This is a genomic window from Streptomyces triticirhizae (assembly GCF_003696235.1).
In the GTDB taxonomy this organism is placed as follows: Bacteria; Actinomycetota; Actinomycetes; order Streptomycetales; family Streptomycetaceae; genus Streptomyces; species Streptomyces triticirhizae.
The window spans coordinates 1-18,707 of the sequence record NZ_RFFJ01000025.1 but is presented as its reverse complement, the minus strand read 5'-3'; the positions used below and the strand labels follow the sequence as shown (position 1 = coordinate 18,707).

Annotated in this window: 18 protein-coding genes and 1 pseudogene; 10 read left to right on the top strand and 9 right to left on the bottom strand. The window is 72.7% G+C overall.

Annotated features, from left to right (window positions below; genetic code table 11):
• Positions 1 to 65 precede the first annotated feature (65 nt).
• From EBN88_RS07455 to EBN88_RS32660, 3 genes are all read left to right on the top strand, one after another.
• Positions 66 to 1,550 carry a cytosine permease gene (locus EBN88_RS07455; protein WP_122183024.1) on the top strand — a complete coding sequence of 495 codons (1,485 nt, stop codon included), beginning with the start codon at positions 66 to 68 and terminating at the stop codon, positions 1,548 to 1,550.
• Positions 1,537 to 2,226, top strand: a complete 690-nt coding sequence (biuH, locus tag EBN88_RS07450; RefSeq protein ID WP_122183023.1) for a biuret amidohydrolase — start codon at positions 1,537 to 1,539, stop codon at positions 2,224 to 2,226. Before EBN88_RS07455 ends, biuH begins: the two co-directional genes overlap by 14 nt.
• Before the next feature lie 81 nt (positions 2,227 to 2,307).
• Positions 2,308 to 3,354, top strand: a complete 1,047-nt coding sequence (locus tag EBN88_RS32660) for an acyl-CoA-like ligand-binding transcription factor (protein WP_158621334.1) — start codon at positions 2,308 to 2,310, stop codon at positions 3,352 to 3,354.
• Here EBN88_RS32660 and EBN88_RS07445 read toward each other — a convergent pair.
• The 4 genes from EBN88_RS07445 to EBN88_RS30440 all read right to left on the bottom strand — a co-directional run bounded on the left by EBN88_RS07445 (position 3,323) and on the right by EBN88_RS30440 (position 10,668).
• A complete protein-coding gene (locus EBN88_RS07445) occupies positions 3,323 to 4,285 on the bottom strand; it encodes an NAD(P)-dependent alcohol dehydrogenase (protein WP_158621333.1) in 963 nt (320 codons plus the stop codon). The two genes, EBN88_RS32660 and EBN88_RS07445, sit on opposite strands and share 32 nt — an antisense overlap.
• Positions 4,286 to 4,745: 460 nt before the next feature.
• Positions 4,746 to 8,885 carry a bifunctional nitrate reductase/sulfite reductase flavoprotein subunit alpha gene (locus tag EBN88_RS07440; RefSeq protein ID WP_122183021.1) on the bottom strand — a complete coding sequence of 1,380 codons (4,140 nt, stop codon included), beginning with the start codon at positions 8,883 to 8,885 and terminating at the stop codon, positions 4,746 to 4,748.
• Positions 8,886 to 9,232: 347 nt separating this feature from the next.
• The gene (locus EBN88_RS31670; RefSeq protein ID WP_233580518.1) at positions 9,233 to 10,222 is read right to left on the bottom strand and encodes a hypothetical protein; all 990 of its coding nucleotides are present in this window, start codon (positions 10,220 to 10,222) and stop codon (positions 9,233 to 9,235) included.
• A 101-nt stretch (positions 10,223 to 10,323) separates the two neighbouring features.
• Positions 10,324 to 10,668, bottom strand: a complete 345-nt coding sequence (locus EBN88_RS30440; RefSeq protein ID WP_158621332.1) for a hypothetical protein — start codon at positions 10,666 to 10,668, stop codon at positions 10,324 to 10,326.
• Between the two features lie 179 nt (positions 10,669 to 10,847).
• Between EBN88_RS30440 and EBN88_RS07420 the strand changes: the two genes are divergently transcribed.
• From EBN88_RS07420 to EBN88_RS07410, 3 genes are all read left to right on the top strand, one after another.
• Positions 10,848 to 12,041: an NAD(P)/FAD-dependent oxidoreductase gene (locus EBN88_RS07420; RefSeq protein WP_122183019.1), complete on the top strand. Its 1,194-nt coding sequence runs from the start codon at positions 10,848 to 10,850 to the stop codon at positions 12,039 to 12,041.
• A gap of 10 nt (positions 12,042 to 12,051) precedes the next feature.
• On the top strand, positions 12,052 to 12,990 hold the full coding sequence (locus tag EBN88_RS07415; protein WP_122183018.1) for a sigma-70 family RNA polymerase sigma factor: 939 nt from the start codon (positions 12,052 to 12,054) through the stop codon (positions 12,988 to 12,990).
• A 96-nt stretch (positions 12,991 to 13,086) separates the two neighbouring features.
• A complete protein-coding gene (locus EBN88_RS07410) occupies positions 13,087 to 13,602 on the top strand; it encodes a hypothetical protein (RefSeq protein ID WP_122183017.1) in 516 nt (171 codons plus the stop codon).
• Between the two features lie 104 nt (positions 13,603 to 13,706).
• Here EBN88_RS07410 and EBN88_RS07405 read toward each other — a convergent pair whose 3' ends face one another.
• The 4 genes from EBN88_RS07405 to EBN88_RS07390 form a co-directional block, all read right to left on the bottom strand.
• Positions 13,707 to 14,165, bottom strand: coding sequence for an NUDIX domain-containing protein (locus EBN88_RS07405; RefSeq protein WP_122183016.1), 459 nt, complete (start codon positions 14,163 to 14,165; stop codon positions 13,707 to 13,709).
• A 65-nt stretch (positions 14,166 to 14,230) separates the two neighbouring features.
• Complete coding sequence (locus tag EBN88_RS07400; RefSeq protein ID WP_122183015.1) at positions 14,231 to 14,605, bottom strand: DUF7848 domain-containing protein; 375 nt, start codon at positions 14,603 to 14,605, stop codon at positions 14,231 to 14,233.
• Entirely contained in the window at positions 14,602 to 14,916 is a 315-nt protein-coding gene (locus EBN88_RS07395; RefSeq protein WP_147472674.1) for a hypothetical protein, read from the bottom strand. Before EBN88_RS07395 ends, EBN88_RS07400 begins: the two co-directional genes overlap by 4 nt.
• Complete coding sequence (locus tag EBN88_RS07390; protein ID WP_122183013.1) at positions 14,916 to 15,383, bottom strand: ATP-binding protein; 468 nt, start codon at positions 15,381 to 15,383, stop codon at positions 14,916 to 14,918. The genes EBN88_RS07395 and EBN88_RS07390 overlap by 1 nt, the downstream gene beginning before the upstream one ends.
• A 120-nt stretch (positions 15,384 to 15,503) precedes the next feature.
• Between EBN88_RS07390 and EBN88_RS07385 the strand changes: the two genes are divergently transcribed.
• The 3 genes from EBN88_RS07385 (at position 15,504) to EBN88_RS07375 (ending at position 17,328) form a co-directional block, all read left to right on the top strand.
• Positions 15,504 to 16,337: a helix-turn-helix domain-containing protein gene (locus tag EBN88_RS07385; protein ID WP_158621331.1), complete on the top strand. Its 834-nt coding sequence runs from the start codon at positions 15,504 to 15,506 to the stop codon at positions 16,335 to 16,337.
• Positions 16,338 to 16,342: 5 nt separating this feature from the next.
• Positions 16,343 to 16,543: a DUF397 domain-containing protein gene (locus tag EBN88_RS07380; RefSeq protein WP_122183011.1), complete on the top strand. Its 201-nt coding sequence runs from the start codon at positions 16,343 to 16,345 to the stop codon at positions 16,541 to 16,543.
• Positions 16,544 to 16,662: 119 nt separating this feature from the next.
• Positions 16,663 to 17,328, top strand: coding sequence for a DedA family protein (locus EBN88_RS07375; protein ID WP_122183010.1), 666 nt, complete (start codon positions 16,663 to 16,665; stop codon positions 17,326 to 17,328).
• A 53-nt stretch (positions 17,329 to 17,381) separates the two neighbouring features.
• On the opposite strand, the gene EBN88_RS07370 is transcribed toward EBN88_RS07375, so the two are convergent.
• A complete protein-coding gene (locus tag EBN88_RS07370; protein ID WP_122183009.1) occupies positions 17,382 to 18,191 on the bottom strand; it encodes an AfsR/SARP family transcriptional regulator in 810 nt (269 codons plus the stop codon).
• A gap of 261 nt (positions 18,192 to 18,452) precedes the next feature.
• Here EBN88_RS07370 and EBN88_RS07365 point away from each other — a divergent pair.
• Positions 18,453 to 18,707: pseudogene (locus tag EBN88_RS07365) on the top strand (hypothetical protein); the annotation flags it as partial.

The window sequence follows — 18,707 nt, the reverse complement described above, 5'->3', positions numbered from 1 at the left end:
CCGCGTTCGTCCCCCGGCCTCCGTCAACCGCTGCTCGGCCTCCGCCGGCCGTCTGGAGCCTCCTCATGCCCTCAGTGCGTCCCACAACCCCACAGCAAGCCGACATATCCGACGACTTCCCGCCCGTTCCCTCGGCCCCCGACCGCCGCGTGCGGCTCCAGGACGAGTTCGAGGACGGCCCCGTTCCGCCGGAGCACCGGCGCTCGCTGCTGTCCGTCTCGTCCGTCTGGTTCGGTTTCCCGATGGTGCTGACCAACGCCGTCTTCGGCGGGGTCATCACCTACAACCTCGGCTTCGCCGTCGGGATGCTCGCGATCCTCGTCGGCTGCCTGGTCCTCGGCGGCTACGTGGGGGCGCTCAGCTTCCTCGCCGGCCGCACGGGGAACACCTTCGCCCGGATCGCCGCCGTCACCTTCGGTCCCCACGGCGCCGTCCTGGCCTCGGCGTTCCTGGCGACCGTGGTCATCGGTTGGTTCGCCTTCCAGGTCGGCCTCACCGGGTCCACCCTGCACGCCGCCCTCGGCTGGCACACCGAGGGCACCGTGCTCCTCGCCGGCGTGCTCTATGTCGCCCTCGCCTACGCCGGAATCCGCGCCCTCTCCGCCATCGGCTGGGTCGCGGCACCGATGTACCTGGTGCTCGGCGCCGTGGCCATCGTGCTGGCGCTCCGCGAGGCCGATGTGTCCGACGTGCTGTCGTACGAGGGACAGGCTCCGGCCGGCGGCGCCCTGGCCTTCGGGGCCTGCGTCACCATGGTCATCGCCGGGTTCGTCGACTCCGGCACCATGACGGCGGACTTCACCCGCTGGTCCAGGAGCGGTCGCGAGGCCGTGCTCGCCTCGCTCACGGCCTTCCCCGTGGCCAACCTGGTGGCGCTGGTCGTCGGCGCCGTGGTGGTCGCCGCTGGTGCGGCGGTGGCGCCGGCCTCGGCGGGCGGGGACTTCCTCGGCCTGCTGACGGACCAGGGCGGGGCGCTCACGGCGGCGGCCGTCGTCTTCGTCTTCGTCAACCTGGGCTCCGTCTCCGCGCACTGCCTGTACAACGCGGCCGTCGGCTGGGGGCAGTTGACGGGCGCGCCCATGCGACGCCTGGTGCTCGTCATCGGGGTGCTCGGCCTGGGCGTCGCCCTCGCCGGAGTCTGGGAGCACTTCGAGACCTGGCTCACCCTGCTGGGCGTCTTCGTGCCGCCCATCGGCGCGGTGATGATCACCGACCAGCTGCTGCGGCGCGGCGCGGCGGCGGCCCGGCCGGTCGTCCCGGGACTGCGGCCCTCGCCGCTGCTCGCCTGGGCGGGCGGCGCCGCGCTGGCCACGCTCGCGCACTACGAGGGGCCGGAGTTCTGCTCGGCCGTCACCGGCATGGTCGCCGCCGCCGTCATCTATGTCCTCGCCGAACGGCTGCTCCCCGCCACAGCCGGCGGCCACGCGCCCGACGCACCCGCCGACGCCACCCCCACCGCCGCACCCGCACCCGCACCCGCACCCGCACCCGCACCCGCACCCGCACCCGCACCCGCACCCGCAAGGAACGAGAACCATGGCCTCCGTTGACGCGACCCCCTACACCTGGCCCTTCGACGGCGACGTGACCGTCGCCCGTACCGCCCTCCTGTGCATCGACTGGCAGACCGACTTCTGCGGCCCCAACGGCTATGTCGACGCCATGGGTTACGACATCTCCCTCACCCGCGCCGGTCTCGAACCCACCGCGCGCGTCCTGGCCGCAGCCCGCGCGGCCGGCATGACCGTGATCCACACCCGCGAGGGTCACCGCCCCGACCTGGCGGACCTGCCGGCCAACAAGCGCTGGCGCTCGGCGCGGATGGGCGCCGAGATCGGCTCCGCCGGTCCGTGTGGCCGGATTCTGGTGCGGGGAGAGCCCGGTTGGCAGATCGTGCCCGAGGTGGCCCCCGAACCCGGGGAACCGATCATCGACAAGCCGGGCAAGGGCTCCTTCTACGCCACCGACCTGGACCTGCTGTTGCGCACCCGTGGCATCACCCACCTGGTGCTGACCGGCATCACCACGGACGTCTGCGTCCACACCACCATGCGCGAGGCCAACGACCGTGGCTACGAGTGCCTGTTGCTCTCCGACTGCACGGGCGCCACCGAGCTGAGCAACCACCGGGCGGCCCTGAACATGATCAGTATGCAGGGCGGCATATTCGGCGCGGTCGCCACCAGCGACCAGCTGCTCGCCGCGCTGGAGGGCAGCCGGGTCTGAAACCCGGGGCGGCCGACGTCCCCGGCGGCGCCAAGCACCGGGGCCCGCCCGGCGGGGGCGGCGTCGCCGTTCGTCGACCGGGTGCCAGCCGGGTGGACGGGTCGCCCGGCGCTGATCCACGGGGCCGCCGCCACGCCGCGCGTCCGGCGCGGCGTGGTGCGCCGCCTCGACGAGACGACTTCGGACTGCGGGGTGGTCTGCCCCGACCGCCCCTGCTCGGGCGGCATCGGCACCGCGATCGCCGAGGCGGCGATCCAGCACGTGCGGCCCGCCCCCTCGGAACATCGGAGGGTGAGGGCCCGGCTGATCAGGGACATCCCCTCGCTGGAGGCCGAGCAGCTCCAGGCGTATGCCGACATCGAGCGTTCGCTCGCCCTGGTCATCGCCGCCCGCACCGGTACCACCCCGCACGCCGACCTCTTCCCCGGCATGGCCGCCTCGGTCGCCGTCGGCGCGATCCGCGCGGCGCTGTGCCACTGGCTGGACACCGAGAAGACCTGCTCCTGTCCGGATCTGCTGAGCGCGGTGCTGCGCGAGGTCGGCGCGCGGTCGGCGCGGGGCTCGGCGAGCCCGGCCGCCCGGGGCGATCGTCACGGTGTTCCTCGCCGGCATCCTGCTCGCCTTCGCGCTGCCGCGGATCCATCTCGGGCCCGACGACGTTCCCGTGGCCGTGGTCGGCGAGGGGCAGGCGGGCGACGAACTGAGCGAGCGTCTGACGGAGAGCCTCCCCGGGGACTTCGACGTGACCAGGGTCGAAACCACCGACGAGGCACGCGAGTTGATCGAAGACCGCGAGGTCCACGGCGCGTTCGTCGCCAACGCGGCCGACGGTCCCTCGGTGCTGATCGGCAGACTGCTTCCGCCGGGCGCGGGCGGCACGTTGTCGCGTTCCACGGCGTACTTCGACGGGGCGGGCGCGCCGCGATTCTCCCGAGCAGGCGTGCCGGAGTCACTTTCGGCACGAGCAACGCGGCACGAGCACCCGGGGACAAGCCCCCGGCACGAGCAATACGGGAAGGCGGAGAACCGACGGCCCGGAGGACGCCCCTCGAAGCGTCCGGAAGCGCTGGAAACGCTTCGAAGCGTCCGGAAGAGGTCAGCTCTCGACGTCGCCCACGACCTGGATGACGCGCTTGCCCCGGCTGTGTCCGCTCTCCACCGAGCGGTGTGCCTCGCCGATCTCCTCCAGCGGGTAGACCTTCTCGACGACGGGCCGCAGGTCGCCGCTCTCGACCAACTGCGCCAGCTCGACGAGGAGTTCCTTCCTGGGCTTGGCGCGCGCCAGCCGGACGCGGGGGCCGGGCAGCAGCAGGGAGACCATCGCGTACCCCATGCCCTTGGCGGCGAGGGTGACGATCCGTCCGCCGGACCGGAGCCGGGAGCGGTAGGTGCCGAGGTTGGCGCCGTAGAGGTCAACGACGGCGTGGAAGGTGTCGGCCTCTCGCAGGGCCGCCAGCGAGGCGTAGTCGTAGGTCTCCTTGGCGCCCAGGTCGGAGCAGAAGGAGAGGTTGTCGCCGCTGCTGACGGTGGCGACCTCGACGCCCCTGGCGTGGGCGATCTGGATGAGTGCGCTGCCGATGCCGCCGGCGGCGCCCACGATCAGCAGCCGCTGCCCGCGCTGGACGTTGGCCGCGCCGAGGGCCACCAGGGCGGTGAGCCCGACGGTGGGCAGGGCGGCGGCGTTGACCAGTTCGAGGCCGGAGGGCACGGGCGCGACCAACGACTCCTTGACGGTGATGTACTCGGCGGTGTTGGCCGCGCCGAGGGCGAAGGTGGTGCCCCACACGCGCCTGCCGACCAGCCCGTCGTCGACCTTGGGGCCGGCGGCGACGACCTCGCCCGCGAAGTCCTGGCCGATGCCCTTGGGGGGACGCAGGCCGCTCATGGGGCGCATCTTGCCGGCGCGCACCTGGGCCTCGATGGGGTTGACGCTGGAGGCGTGCACCTTCACCAGCACCTGCCCGGGCCCGGGCTTGGGCATGGGGACGTGGGCGACCCTCAACACCTCGGGCGGACCGTAGCGGTCGTAACGCACGGCGCGCATCGTTGTGTTCGGCATCTCGTTCATCCAACTCTCACCTCTCGGGCACCGACCGTCCGGTGCCGATGTCCGTGGCCGCGCGCCGTGGCAGCGCGAGGTTCCATGGGGACTTCACGGGGATCGCGCGCGCCCCGGTCCGGCTCCCCGCAGCCTGCGGCTCAGGACCGGACCACCTGGTGCGCCACGCCTGCCCTGCGGGGGACGCTCGGTCCAGTTGGCACGGGCCCACTCTACCGAAAATTGCCTGCCTCGCAAATTTGCGGGGCGCGCAACGAGGCGCCGCCGTCCGAGGCTCGGCGCCCGGCCACCACCTTGGTCACCCCGCCCCGCAGCGCCAACACATGGGTGCCGGGCTCGCCCTGTCGCAGCAACTGGCTGCCCGGAGCGTGCTGGCGTCGACCTCGGAGGTCCGCATCGCGGTGGACGCGTTGCCCCCCTGGTGGGAGGTCGCGTGGCCGGCCCCCCGGCGGGTCAACGGTCAGTAGACGTCGCGGACGTAGCGTCGTTCGGTGGTGAGGCGGCGGACGTAGGTGGCGGCCTCGTCGGGGGTGAGGTTGCCGTGGGTGGCGACGACGTCCCGCAGGGCCCGGTCCACGTCCCTGGCCATGCGGCCCGCGTCGCCGCAGACCAGGAAGTGCGCGCCGTCCTGGAGCCAGCGCCACAGGCGGGCGCCGTTCTCCCGCATCCGGTCCTGGACGTAGACCTTGTTGCGCTGGTCGCGGGAGAAGGCGAGGTCGAGGCGGTCCAGGTGGCCGGAGGCCAGGTGGGCCTCCAACTCCTCGCGGTGGTAGAAGTCGGTGGCCCGGCGCTGTTCGCCGAAGAAGAGCCAGTTGGGGCCGGTGTGGCCACGGGCCGCGCGGTCCTGGAGGAAGCCGACGAACGGCGCCACCCCGGTGCCGGGCCCGACCATGATCAGCGGCGTGGCGGGGTCGGCCGGCGGCCGGAAACGTGGGGTGGGCTGGACGAAGACCCGCACCGGCGCGTCGTGGGCGCCGTCGGCGAGGTAGGTGGAGCACACGCCGCCGCGCTTGCGGCCCAGGTCGTTGGTGTAGCGGACGACGGAGACGGTGAGGTGGACGGCCTCGGGGTGCGCGAGGGGGCTGGAGGAGATGGAGTAGAGGCGCGGCTGGAGCGGCCGCAGGACGCCGGCCCACTCCTCGGCGGAGGCGCGGACCGGGAAACCGGCGACGACGTCGGCGGCCTGCCGGCCCCAACTCCACCTGGCCAGCGCGTCCTTGTTGTCGGGCCGCAGCAGCCGGCGCAGCTCGCGGCTGCCGGTGCGGTCCGCGACGAACCGGAGCAGGTCGGTGGTGAGGCGGGTGATGTCGAGGCGGCCGCGCAGCGCCTCCCGGAACGGGACCGGCGCCCCGTCGCCGAGGTCGACGGGCTCCTCGGGCCCGAGTCCGGTGAGGGCCAGCCACTCCTCGACGAGGGGTTCGCCGTTGACGGGCCAGACGCCGAGGGAGTCGCCGGCCTCGTACGCCAGCTCGCCGCCGCGGGTGTCGAGGGCGAACCGCCGCACCTCCTTCTGCGAACCGGGCAGGCTCAGCAGCCGGTTGCCGACGAGGGAGGTGAGGAACGGGGACGCCTTGGTGTAACGGGCGGGGGCGGGCGCGGGGTCGCCCGTCGGCCGGGGCGTCGTGGCCGAAGTCGGCCGCTCCGGGGGCGCGTTGAGGGCGGCGAGCACCTCGTGGAGCCACCGTTCGGCGGCCTCCCCGAAGTCGGGCTCGCAGTCCGCGCGCGCCACCAGCCGGGTGGCGCCGAGCGCGCTCAGCCGTTCGTCGAGCCGGCGGCCGTGGCCGCAGAAGTCGTCGTAGCTGGAGTCGCCGAAGGCGAGCACCGCGTACCGCACGCCGGTCAGGCGCGCGGCGTCGGGCGCCGCGAGCGCCCGCCAGAAGTCGGCGCCGTTGTCCGGGGCTTCGCCGTCGCCGAAGGTGCTGGTGACGACCAACAGGTCGGTGCCGTCGGCGAGTTGGGCCGGGGAGGCGTCGGCCATGGCGAGGAGTTCGGGGGCGTGGCCCGCCTCCGCCAGCCGGCCGGCGGCGGCGGTGGCGCACTCCTCCGCGTTGCCGGTCTGCGAGGCCCACAGCACGACAACGCGGCGCCCCCGTTCCGTGGCCGACGCGAGATCCGCGGCCGGCGCCGGGACGCGGGAGAACATGCCGGCCAGGACCCCGTTGAGCCACAGCGCCCGCTCGGGGGCGACGGCCGCGTCGGGCGGCAGGACGGGGACGGTGCCGTCGGGCGGGGCCAGGGCGAGCCCCGAGAGGTAGCCGGAGAGATAGCGGCGCTCCCGCTCGGTGGGCGCCTGCGGGGCGAGGTCGGTGATGCCGCAGAGCGTGGCCAGGGCGTGAACGGCGGCCTGGGCCCGTTCCGTTGGCGCCGTCGGGGCGGCGCCCGCCGGCTCGGCCTCCGGCCGCGCGGCGGGGACGGGCGCGGCCGTCCTGGTGAGGGTGACGGCGCAGACCTTGAACTCGGGCTGGAAGGAGACCGGGTCGACGGCGTCGCTGGTGACGGCGTTGACGCTGAGGTACTCGCCGAACAGGTCGTTCCAGTGGAACGGCGCGAAGCAGGTGCCCGGCAGGACCCGGTCGGTCACCACGGCCGGCAGCACCGCGCGGCCCCGGCGGGAGGCGACCTCGACGTGGTCGTCCGCCGCGACGCCCAGCGCCGCCGCGTCCTCGGGGTGGATCTCGACGAACGGGCCGGGGTTGAGCCGGGTCAGCCTGGCGACCCTGCCGGTCTTGGTGAGGGTGTGCCACTGGTGCGGGAGGCGGCCGGTGTTGAGGACGAACGGGTAGTCGTCGTCGGGGAGTTCGGCCGGCGGCAGGTGTGGCCGTGCGTAGAACCTGGCGCGCCCGCTCGGGGTCGGGAAGGCCAGCCGGGGCCGGGTGCCGTCCTCGCGTTCGAGCGGGGCCTGGCTGATCCCGTCGTTGAGGTAGCGGATCGGGTTGCGGTCGGGCCCCTCGGCGGTGGCGGCCGGCCACTGGACGGGCGTGGCGCGCAGCCGCTCGTAGCTGATCCCGCGCAGGTCCCAGCCGGTCGCCGGGTTCCACGCCCGTTTGATCTCCTCGAAGACCTCCTCGGACGAGGCGTGGGAGAACCCCTCGACGAAGCCCATCGCGCGGGCCACCCGGGCGATCAGCTCCCAGTCGGGCAACGCCTGCCCGGGCGGGTCCACGACGCCCTGGACGAGGGTGAGGTTCCGCTCGGAGTTGACCATCACGCCGTCGGACTCCGCCCAGAGCGTCGCCGGCAGCACGACGTCGGCGTAGGCGTTGGTCTCGGTCTCGGCGAACACGTCCTGGGTGACGACGAGTTCGGCGGCCTCAAGGCCGGCGATGACGGTTCCGCGGTTGGCGACGGAGGCGACGGGGTTGGTGCAGATGATCCAGCACGCCCTGATCTCGCCGGCGGCCATCCGTTCGAACATCTCCACCGTGCCGCGCCCGGCCTCGGTGCGGAGCGAGCCCTCGGGGATGTTCCACAGCCGTTCGACGAAGGCGCGTTCGGCGTCGACCAGGACCGAGCGCTGGCCCGGCAGGCCCGGGCCCATGTAGCCCATCTCCCGGCCGCCCATGGCGTTGGGCTGGCCGGTGAGCGAGAACGGGCCGGCCCCGGGGCGGCAGATGGCGCCGGTGGCCAGGTGCAGGTTGATCAGGGCGTTGGTGTTCCAGGTGCCGTGGGTGGACTGGTTGAGGCCCATCGTCCAGCAGCTGGTCCACGCGTCGGCCTCGCCGATCCACTCCGCCGCCCGCCGGATGTCGTCCTCGGCGAGGCCGGTGATCTCCGCGACGCGCGACGGCGGGTGGTCGGCGAGGAGGGCGGGCATCTCGTCCCAGCCCTCGGTGAACTCGGCGATGAACTCCTCGTCGGTGTGGCCGTTCTCGACCAGCAGGTGGAGCAGGCCGTTGAGCAGGGCGAGGTCGGTGCCGGGCCGGATCGCGAGGTGGAGGTCGGCCCGTTCGGCGGTCGCGGTGCGCCGGGGATCGACCACGATCAGCCGGGCGCCGGCCTTGACCCGTTCCATCATGCGCAGGAACAGGATCGGGTGGCAGTCGGCCATGTTGGAGCCGATGACGAGGAACGTGTCCGCGTGGTCGAGGTCCTGGTAGGAGCCGGGCGGGCCGTCGGCGCCCAGGGACAGCTTGTAGCCGGAGCCGGCGGAGGCCATGCACAGCCGGGAGTTGGACTCGATGTGCTGGGTGCGGACGAAGCCCTTGGCGAGCTTGTTCGCCAGGTACTGCGCCTCCAGGGACATCTGTCCTGAGACGTAGAACGCGAGGGCGTCGGGGCCGTGTTCGTCCAGGACGGCCCGCAGCCGGCCGGCGACCTCGGCGACGGCCAGGTCCACGTCGGTCTCGGCCGGCTGGGCGCCGCGCTCGGCGCGCACCAGCGCCGTGGCCAGCCGGCCGGGCGCGGCCAGCATGTCGGCGCTGGTGGCGCCCTTGGTGCACAGCCGGCCGAAGTTGGCGGGGTGCGCCCGGTCGCCGGTCGCGAGCGTCGCGCGGCGGCGGCCGTCCGCGTCGTCCCGCGTCACGTCGAGCACGATGCCGCAGCCGACGCCGCAGTACGAGCAGACGGTACGCGCCCCGCCGTCCTTCGCGCCTGCCGCCACCGAACCTCCCTCCCCGGCCTGTCCGTTGCCGGGCCGCCCCGGTCTTTCGGGGGCGCCCCGGTCCCTCGGGCCGGCCCGTTCCCGTCGAGCGGGCCGCCCGGCTGCCTGTCGGGCCGCCCCACCTGCCGGGGCGGCCCGTGATCAGGAACGGTAGGAAGCGCGCATTACCGGCCCGTCACGCGGCGGGCGCGCCGGGGATTACGTCTCCCGCACGGGGCGGGGGCGCGGGCTGTGAGCGGGGCGGGAGCCGGGTGGCCGCGCGTTCGGCGCGGGGCGGGGCGGGAACGCGCGGGACGGGCCGGCCCTGTTGGGTGGTCCGATCACCATCCGGTCCCCGGTTGGTCCCCCTACGGGGGCAGCGGCTCGTCACAGAGAGCGCAGAAGAAGTACTCATCGCGCACGATGTTCTGGTGTCCGCAGCCCGCGCACCTCCGAAAGGTGAAGGCGTGGGTGAAGTACGCGGGGTGTTCGACCCCTGCGGTCTCCAGTGCCGCGTGGACAGCCGCCCAGGATTCCGGGTCCGGGCAGTAGCCCGTTGACTGGTTGGTAACGCCGTCGACTTCCCAGTTTCCCCCCTGACGGGTGAAACTCATCTCTCCAGCGGCGATCACCGGAACTCCACCGGAGCAAACCACATGTTCACTTCGTCGCGGGGCGAGGCGCAGCAGCAGGCCGGTGTCGACCGTGTAGGTGAAGGGCTCGGCCACGTCGTCCGGAGGCTGCTCGGAGAGCCATACCGCGAGTGCGTGGGCGGTGGTGACGGGGCGGCCGGCGGTTGCCACAGAAGCTCTGGCCAGATGCTCGGCAGGCCCGACGTACGGATAGGTCCTCACCCGTCTCCACCGGGTGGCTGCCGACGCGTCATCTCGTCGAGCGACGAGGCCCCTGCTTCCCTGACGAAGTCGCCTGCGGTCCGAGGTCTCCCTGGTCCGCGGCCGAAGCCCGCTGAACGCGATCCGTCTGCGCCACAGGATGCGGGCCATGGTGGTCCCAGGAGGTGATACGGCGCCCTCGACGACCTCGAAGAGGCCCTGCTGGGCGACGAGTTGGGACTGCCGCCACAGGCTCGGGTTGACGGTGTCGGGGGCGTCGCCCGTCAGGAAGGCGTAGGCGTCGTTGTCCCACAGGACCCGGCCGTCCTCGGCGGTGACGGTGCCCGGCTCGCGGCGCGCGATCAGCCCGCGCGTCGCGTCCTCGAAGTCCTGGGTGTCGGAGAACGGCAGTCGTCCCCGCAGCTCCGACGCCGCTCGGGCGAGGAACGGCTGGGCGGGCTGGGGGGGGGGAGCGGCGGGCTGGGCGGCGGGGGCGGGCCCGGCGGGCTCGGATGGTGGGGTCATGCCGCCATGGAAGTGCCTGGGGGGCTCCCGGCCGCTCGCACCACACCTCGTGACCACCCGTCTGCCGGATCGGACTGGTGCCGCTCGGCCCGGTGTGGGGTTCAGTCCCGGCCGGGGGTCGGGCGGGTGGCGCGCCAGGACAGGAGTGATCCGGCGGCGCCGTAGGCCAGGAGCAGGGTGCCGTTCCTGGCGTCCCGCCGGCGCTCCAGGGACTGGACCTGCCGCTGCTGCTCGTAGGTGCGGGTTCCCACGGCGACCGATCCGTCCAGCACCGCGCACTCGGCGTCCCCCGGCCGCATGGGTCCTGGGTGTTCCTCGCCGTCCTCGCCGACGTTCTCCCCCGGGCACACGACCTCGGTCGACGCCGTGAGGGCGCTCACCAGGTTGGTCGCGCCCCAGAGCCCGGGCACGAGGAAGAACGCGACGAGGGCGACTCTCCACCGCACGGAACCCCCACACAACCTCAACGAACAACCGGAACGGGGGCGTTCGGCCCGCACGCCGAACCCCCGGCCCACCGTATACCCGCGCCCGCAACCGAGTGACCGGCGTCACACCCGGGCGCTGTCAGGGTTCGGGCCGCCGTCTCGTTCAGGGGGCACGCGAACGAGACAGGAGCAACGCCATGAAGCACCGCATCGTTGTCCTCGGGGCCGGGTATGCCGGGGCCTTCGCCGCCGGGAACCTGGCCCGGCGGCTCTCCCCCGCCGACGTCGAGGTCACCGTCGTCAACGCCGATCCCGTCTTCGTCCAGCGGATGCGGCTCCACCAGTTCGCCGCCGGCCGGGACATCGCGTTCCGCCCGCTCACCGAGGTGTTCGCCGGCAGCGGGGTGCGGCTGCGCGTCGCGCGGGTCACCGCCGTCGATCCCGAGCGCGCGACCGTCTCCGTGACCGAAGGGGACGGCGGGGACGACGAGATCGCGTACGACACGCTGCTCTACGCGCTCGGCAGCTCCGCCGCCCGCAACGGCGTGCCCGGCGTGGCCGAGCACGCCTACGACGTGGCCGGCCGGGCCTCGGCGCGGCGGCTGCGCGAACGCCTGGCCGGGCTGGGCGCCTCGGGCACCGTGCTGGTCGTCGGCGAGGGGCTGACCGGCATCGAGACCGCCACCGAGATCGCCGAGCGCCGGCCCGACCTCTCCGTCGCGCTGGCCGCCCGGGGCGAGTTGGGCGCCTGGCTCTCGCCGAAGGCACGCCGCCATGTGCGCCGCGCCTTCGACCGGCTCGGCATCGCCGTCCACGAGCACACCACCGTCGAGGCGGTCGAGCCGACGCGGGCGATCGCCGCCGGCGGCACGGCGCTGCCGGCCGAAGTGACCGTGTGGACGGCCGGGTTCGCCGTGCACCCCCTCGCGGCCGCCAGCGGCCTGGCGGTCGCGGAGACCGGCCAGATCCTCGTCGACCGCACCATGCGCTCGGTCTCGCACCCGGACGTCTACGCCGCCGGCGACGCGGTGCACGCGATCGGCGAGCACGGCCAGCCGCTGCCGATGTCCTGCGCCTCGGCGGGCGTGACCAACATGCAGGCGACCGCCGCGATCATCGCGCGCCTGACGGGCCGCGAGGTGCCGACCGTCGACCTGAAGTACTTCGGCAACCACATCAGCCTCGGCAAGTGGGACGCGGTCTTCCAGATGGTGGACGGCGAGGCGCGGGCCAGGTCCTGGTCGCTGCGCGGCCGTGCGACCTCGCGACTCAAGGCGGGCGTGCTCCTGGGCGCCGGCTGGGGCGTCGCGCACCCGACGTTCGGGATGCCGAAGCGCCGGCGCCGCGTGGTGACGGTCCCCGAGCGGGCCGGGGTGCGGGGTGCCGCCTAGGCTCGGGCGCATGGACAGCGTGGCCGTCGAACGCTTCGAGGCCAGCCGGACCCGGCTGGCCTCGCTGGCGTACCGTCTGCTCGGCTCGGCCGCCGACGCCGAGGACGCCGTGCAGGACGCGTTCCTGCGCTGGCAGGCCGCCGAGCGGGAACGGATCGAGGTGCCGGAGGCGTGGCTGACCAAGGTGGTCACCAACCTGTGCCTGGACCGGCTCCGTTCGGCGCGGGCGCGCCACGAGCGGCCGGCCGGCGCCTGGCTGCCCGAGCCGCTCCTCGCGGGGGACCCGATGCTCGGCCCGGCCGAGACCTTCGAGCAGCGCGAGTCGGTGTCGCTGGCCGTGCTGACGCTCCTGGAACGGCTGTCGCCGGTCGAGCGGGCGGTCTATGTGCTGCGTGAGGCGTTCGCGTACAGCCACGCCGAGATCGCGGGGATTCTCGACATCACCGAGTCGGGGAGCCAGCAGCACGCGCACCGGGCCAGGGCCCGGATCGCCGCCGAGCGCCGCCAGGACCGCGAGGCCGATCCGGCGTCGGCGCGCCGGGTCGTCGAGGAGTTCCTGGCCGCCGCCGTGTCGGGCCGCACCGAACGTCTCGTCGCGCTGCTCACCGACGATGTCACGGCGGTCTCGGACGGCGCCGGCCTCGGCGGCCGGCTGCTGCGGCGCAGCACGCCCGCGCGGGTGGCGACCTTTGTGCGGGCCGGCTTCCAACCGACGGACGCGAAGCGGCGGTTGGCGGGCGGCTCGCCCACGTTCCACTTCGTGACGGTCAACGGCTCGCCGGCCGTGCTGGCCGTGGTCGGCGAACGGGTCGTCGGCAGCGTGGTGTTCGAGGTCAGCGGCGGCAGGGTCGCGGCCCTGCGCGGCATGGCCGGCGCCCGCCGGCTCGCGCGGGTCAACGCGACCTGGCGGCAGCACGCGGCCGGGGCGCCGACCGTCGCGACGTGGTGAGGGCCCCGGCCCGGGAGCGGGAACGGGCGTAACGGTCGCGCGACAGTCCCGCCGGGGCCCTGGAGTGGACATTCACCGCACTCTTAGGTTCGGTGCATGACGACCAAGGACGACCGACGAGACGGACGTGCACGGGGCGGACGGGGCGAACGAGGCGAACGAGGCGAACGGCGAGGGTATCCCTACCGGTTCGGGCCCGCCTTCATCGCGCGCTGGGAGAAGCGGCTGGTTCGGACGATCCTGATCGGGCTCGGGGTCGGCGTGGCACTGGTGCTGGTGGGCCTGGCGCTGGGCGGCAGCTTCGACGGCAACGTGCCCGAGGGCGACCCGAGGTGGAACCTGGTCTGGGCCGTGCTGATCGCCGGCATCGCGGTGGGCGGACTGGCCGTCCTGGGGCCACTGTTGCTCGCGTTCGTGCTCGGCGGCCTGGCGATCCACCGGTTCGGCTGGATACCGGGCCTGGTCACCTACCTCGGGATGCTGGCGGCGGGCTGGGCGAGGACGTGCTCGGGGCGTGGCTCGACGGCTGGCTCACCCAGGCCGGCGTCGCCGCGCTGGTGGTGGGCGTGCTCGGCTTCTTCCTGGTGGGCCACCTGGCGCGGGTGCCGATGACCGTCGCCGGCGTCCGGGTGGGCCGGCCACGCCCGGGGGACCGCGACTGAACGACCCCACGGCGCCGGCTCGTCGGCCGGCGCCACGGGGCCTGAGGCCGGAGGTCAGATGAAGGCCGCGTCGGGGCGGTCGGCGTTGACGAGGAGGGGGAGGCGGCGGCGTTGGCCGGCGGCGATGATGGCGTACTGGTAGAGCGCCGGCGGCTCGTGCAGCTCGCGCATCGGCACCCAACTCGCGCCCTCGGCCGGGTCGTTGGAGGGCAGTTCCGGGATCACCCCGCCGTCCAGGACGTAGGAGAAGCCGGTCAACGCGCCGTCGTCGTCGGTGGTCGGCGTGACGGCCAGCACCTCGGAGAGCGAACGGTCAAGCCCCGTCGTCTCGTTGAGCAGCTCCCGCGCGGCGAGGATGGCGCAGCGCCCCTGCGGGACGGTGCCGTGCGGCAGCACCCAGCCGTCGTCCATCCCCTCCCGCTTCCCCCGCACCATCAGCACGTGGTTGGTCGCGGTGGTGGCCAGGATGTGGAAGGTGAACGGAACGGGCGAGGTGCGGATGGTCGTGCGCATGAGGGTTCCTTGTTCCTTGCTGTGATGGTGAGTTGGTGAGTTGGTTACTCGGTCGGTTCGGTCGGTCAGTAGGTGAGGGCGGGCAGCAGCCCGGACAGCGCCGTCAGCAGGCACATCAGGCCGACGAACGCCGGTCCCAGGACCCGCGCGGTCCGGTCGTTGGCCGGGGCCGGGGCCTCGTCCGGCCTGGGCACCACCCGCCAGTGCTTCTCGGTGCGGGCGAGATAGAGCGTGTGGTCCGGGTGCTCCTGGGTGTGCTGCACGCTCCAGACCGCGACGGGCGTCGGGTCGTTGTCGAAGAGCGGCGAACGCGCGTCGCAGGACATGCACTCCGCGCCGTGGATGCCCTCCGGCACCCCCGGCCCGCGCTCCTCGCGCAGCACCCAGTCGGCGGCCTTCACGATGATCCCGGTGATGCTCTCGCTATCGGTATCGGTCATCCCCCGTCGTTTCCTTTCGTTGGTTGGTAGGCGTCGGCAAGTCGTCGCAGGCGCCGCCCGAACGAGGTGCGCGGCCGTCGGTAGCGCGCCTTCCACCCCGACTCGGTGAAGTCCCAGGCCATCGCGTGGAGTTGGTCGAGGCAGCCGCCGCAGGCGTAGAGCGGGGCGTTGGCCCCCACGGTGGTGACCGCCCCGATCCACACCACGGCCGTGACCTGGTGGCCGCAGAAGAACCAGCACGGACCGATGACCCAGGTGCCGGGGCCAGGACGCCCCGGCATCGGGAGGAGAAAATCCCACTCCCTGTTCATCAGTTCGCATCCTCCGCACAGCCGGCGGCGCAGGAGAAGGCGCACGTGAACCAGACGACCTTGCCCTCGGCCGGCCCGGCCGGCGTCGCGTACCCCCTCGGGTAGCACCCGACCGCGTCGACCATCTCCCGCAGCAGCCACAGCCCGCGCCCCGACTCCGCGTCCCAGTCGGGCTCGCGGACCACCGGCATCTCCGGCGACCCGTCCGCCACGGCCACCGTGACCCGCCGCCCGTCGCAGACGACCCACAGGCGGCAACGGGGAACGGGAACGTGGCGGACGACGTTCGCGAGAAGCTCGGAGAGTCCCATCCGGGCGACCTCCACCGCCGCGTCCGAGGCCCCCCAGGACCGCATCACCTGAGCCACCGTCCGGCGCCATGTCTCGATCCCCCGCGCGTCCGCGAGGACCTCGCAGCTGAAGAGAGCGGACGGTGGTTCCTGAAGGGTGCTCGGGTGCGCGGACATCGGGCTTCCTCTTGCTTCCTGTGACGATTCGACTACAAGCCTCGGCCGATGGCGCTACGCTGACCAGGGGTTTCGCGATGCCCCTTGACTGGACAACAACCATCACTCGGTAAGGGGGAGTTGATAGCCACAGCACGGCCGAACCCCAAACGGCTCGCACCGGCCCGCCGGCGGTACGCGGAGGAACTGGCCAGACTCCGAGAGGAGGCCGGCCTGTCGCTCGGGGAACTGTCGGAGCGGGTCAGATTCGACCGCTCGTACCTGAACCGCCTGGAGCGCGGGGAAAGGCTCGGCGACCTGGACACGGCCCGGCGACTCGACAAGTTCTACGGCACCGGGCGTGGCTTGCAGAACCTGTGGTGGCTCGCGAAGGACGACGCCTACCTGGGGCGGTACCAGCGGTACATGGAGCTGGAGGACCAGGCCCAGATCATCCAGGCGTACACCTCCCAGACGATCCATGGACTGCTTCAGACCGAGGAGTATGCGCGGGAGTTGCTGTGGTCGACCCCGCACCGGCCGGACGAGGAGGAGGCGCTTGCGGAGCAACTGGCGCTGCGTATCGCCCGTCAACTGCTGCTGCGCCGGGATGCCTCGCCGGCACATGTGCGCTTCGTGTTGGACGAGGCGGTCTTCGCGCGGCCGCTGCGCGATTCGGAGGCGTGGAAGCGGCAGCTGCAACGGCTGATCGACGACGCGGCGTTGCCCAATGTGACGCTCCAGGTGCTCCCCTTCGGCACCGGACTGCACGATCTGCTGGGCGGCTCGCTCGCCCTGCTCTGGCTGCCGGACGGGTCCTCAGCCGCCTATCAGGAGCACTCCAAGGGCGGCGAGGTCATCGAGGAGCCGGAGGAGGTCGGGCAGCTGAAACTCTCCTACGATGAGGTCTGCGCACGTGCGCTATCCCAGGAGGACTCCCTGGAGTTCATCCGCACGCTGATGAAGGAAATCTAGAGATCATGCGAGCCTCGCACCCCGACCTGAGCGCCGCCCGCTGGCGCAAGTCCAGCTACAGCAACGGGGGAAGCAACAACTGCGTCGAGGTGGCTGACGGCTACCCCGGCATCGTCCCCGTCCGCGACTCCAAGACCCCGGACCACACCCCCCTGGTCGTCTCCACCCACGCCTGGCAGACCTTCATCGGACTCGTCACGCGCTGAGGAGACGTTCCCCTCCCGGAAGGGCCCCGGCCGCGCGGCCGGGGCCCTTTCGTCGGCCGAACCCCGGGGTTTCGGCGGAATTTTAGAGAATGCGAAGAACGCGGTCCTAGAGTCCCCGCATGGTCTCCGTTCACCTCGCACTCCCCAATGAACCCGACGGTGGTATAGCCGGCTGGTCGGCCGACCTCGTCGACGCCATCGGCGCTCCCGGCGCCGGAATTATCGTGGCCGTTGAGAACTTCTTTATGCCGCTCCCCAGCGAGATCCTTCTCCCCATGGGCGGATTCGCCGCCGCCCAGGGCGTGATGAACATCTGGTCGCTGATCTTCTGGACCACCCTGGGCTCGGTGGTGGGCTCGCTCGGCCTGTACTGGGCGGGCGCCAAGCTCGGCCGGGACCGGCTGTACCGGATGTGGGACCGGATGCCGCTGGTGCGCGCGTCCGACCTGGAGCGGGCCGAGGCGTGGTTCGCGAAACACGGCCGAAGTGCCGTGGCCTACGGGCGACTTCTGCCATTGCTGCGTGCCCTGATATCCGTTCCGGCGGGGGTGGAACGGATGCCGCTGCCGACGTTCATCGGAATGACCGCGCTCGGCAGCCTGGTGTGGAACTCGCTGCTGATCATGACCGGTTACTGGATGGGCGACCAGTGGTACCGGGTCGAGGGGTATGTCGGAACGTTCAGCAGGGCGTTCGCCATCCTCCTGCTGCTGTCCCTGATCGCCTTCGTCGTTCTGCGGGTGAGCCGGAACCGCGCCACGCGGCGCCAGCGGGCCTCCTCCTGACGGCCGTTGGCCGGTCCGGCTCCCCCACCCCCGTGCGCTCCGACGTCAGGACGTCAGGCGGAGTGCGCGGCGGCCGGCCCGGTCTCGGCCAGCGTCCGCATCCGCGTGGGAGACGGGTCCTCACCCAGCAGAATCGCGTTGTGGACCTCCTGGAGCGACTGGCACGGCTCCAGGCCGACCTCGTCGGTCAGCCGCTTGCGCGCCGCACGGTACACCTCCAGGGCCTCCACCTGTCGTTCGCACCGGTAGAGCGCGATCATCCGCAGCCGGTAGAACGACTCGCGCATGGGGTGCTCGGCGCTCAACTTCCGCAGTCGGCCGACGATCTCGCGGTGCCGGCCCAGCATCAGGTAGGTCTCCATCAGCATCTCCAGGCATTCGAGCCGCGACTCCTCCAGCCAGATCGCGTAGCCGTAGACCAGCGGGCTGTCGGTCAGGCCGTTGAACGCCGACCCCGTCCACAGCTTCAGCCCCGCCTCGAAGGCGGCGGCCGCCTCCTCGTAGCGGCCCTCGCGGACGTGTGCCCGGCCCTGCTGGGCCAACTGCTGGAACTCGACGGCGTCGATCCTGCTGCGGCCGGTGCGCAACAGGTAGCCGCGCGGACGGGTCACGATCGGGCTTGTGCCGCTGCCGGCCGGGCCACGCAGGATCTTCCGCAGCTGCGAGACGTACACGTGCAGTGCGGCGTTGGCCCGGCGCGGTGCGGCCATCGCCCAGATCTCGCTCAGGAGTTGATCGGTGGAGACGACCTGATCGGCCCTGGTCAACAGGACGGCGAGGAGTGTCTCGGCCTTCCTCGGGCTGATGAAAGAGGTCCCTCCCGCTCCGGTCACCCGTAGCGGTCCAAGCACTTCGTACTTCATGTTCCCCCATTCCCAGTGAATCTGGGGCCATTAAGGACTTCGGAAGGAGCCTCTCAAAGGCAAGCCCTTCCCCCTACCCCTAATCGCTTCCCCTAGCCCCCCTTCGGAAGAGTGGCGGCGCCCCAGCGGGCAAACCGTGGCAGACGGGCCGCTTCCCCTTCTGACCTGCCGCTATGGCGGAACCGGACATCGCCGGCTCATTAAGATCTCGATCAGTGTTCGTTAAGGGGATACCCCAATGCTGGATTAATGGCCAGTCCCATGACACCAGAGCCCGAGTTCGCCCCCGCCGCCCCTGCCGCCGCCCCGGTGACCCTGTGGCCGCTCTCGGCTCCCGGTCCCGCCTCGCTGCGTCGCCACGCCGCCGCGCTGACCGGGCTCGTCGAGGGCCTCGACGAGCCGGCCACGCGCCGACACCCGACCGCCGTCGCCCGCGCCCTGGCGCGCGTTGACGCCGGCGGGCCACACCGAGCGGCCGTCGTCGCGCGCGACGGGGCCGACCTGCTGCGCGGGCTG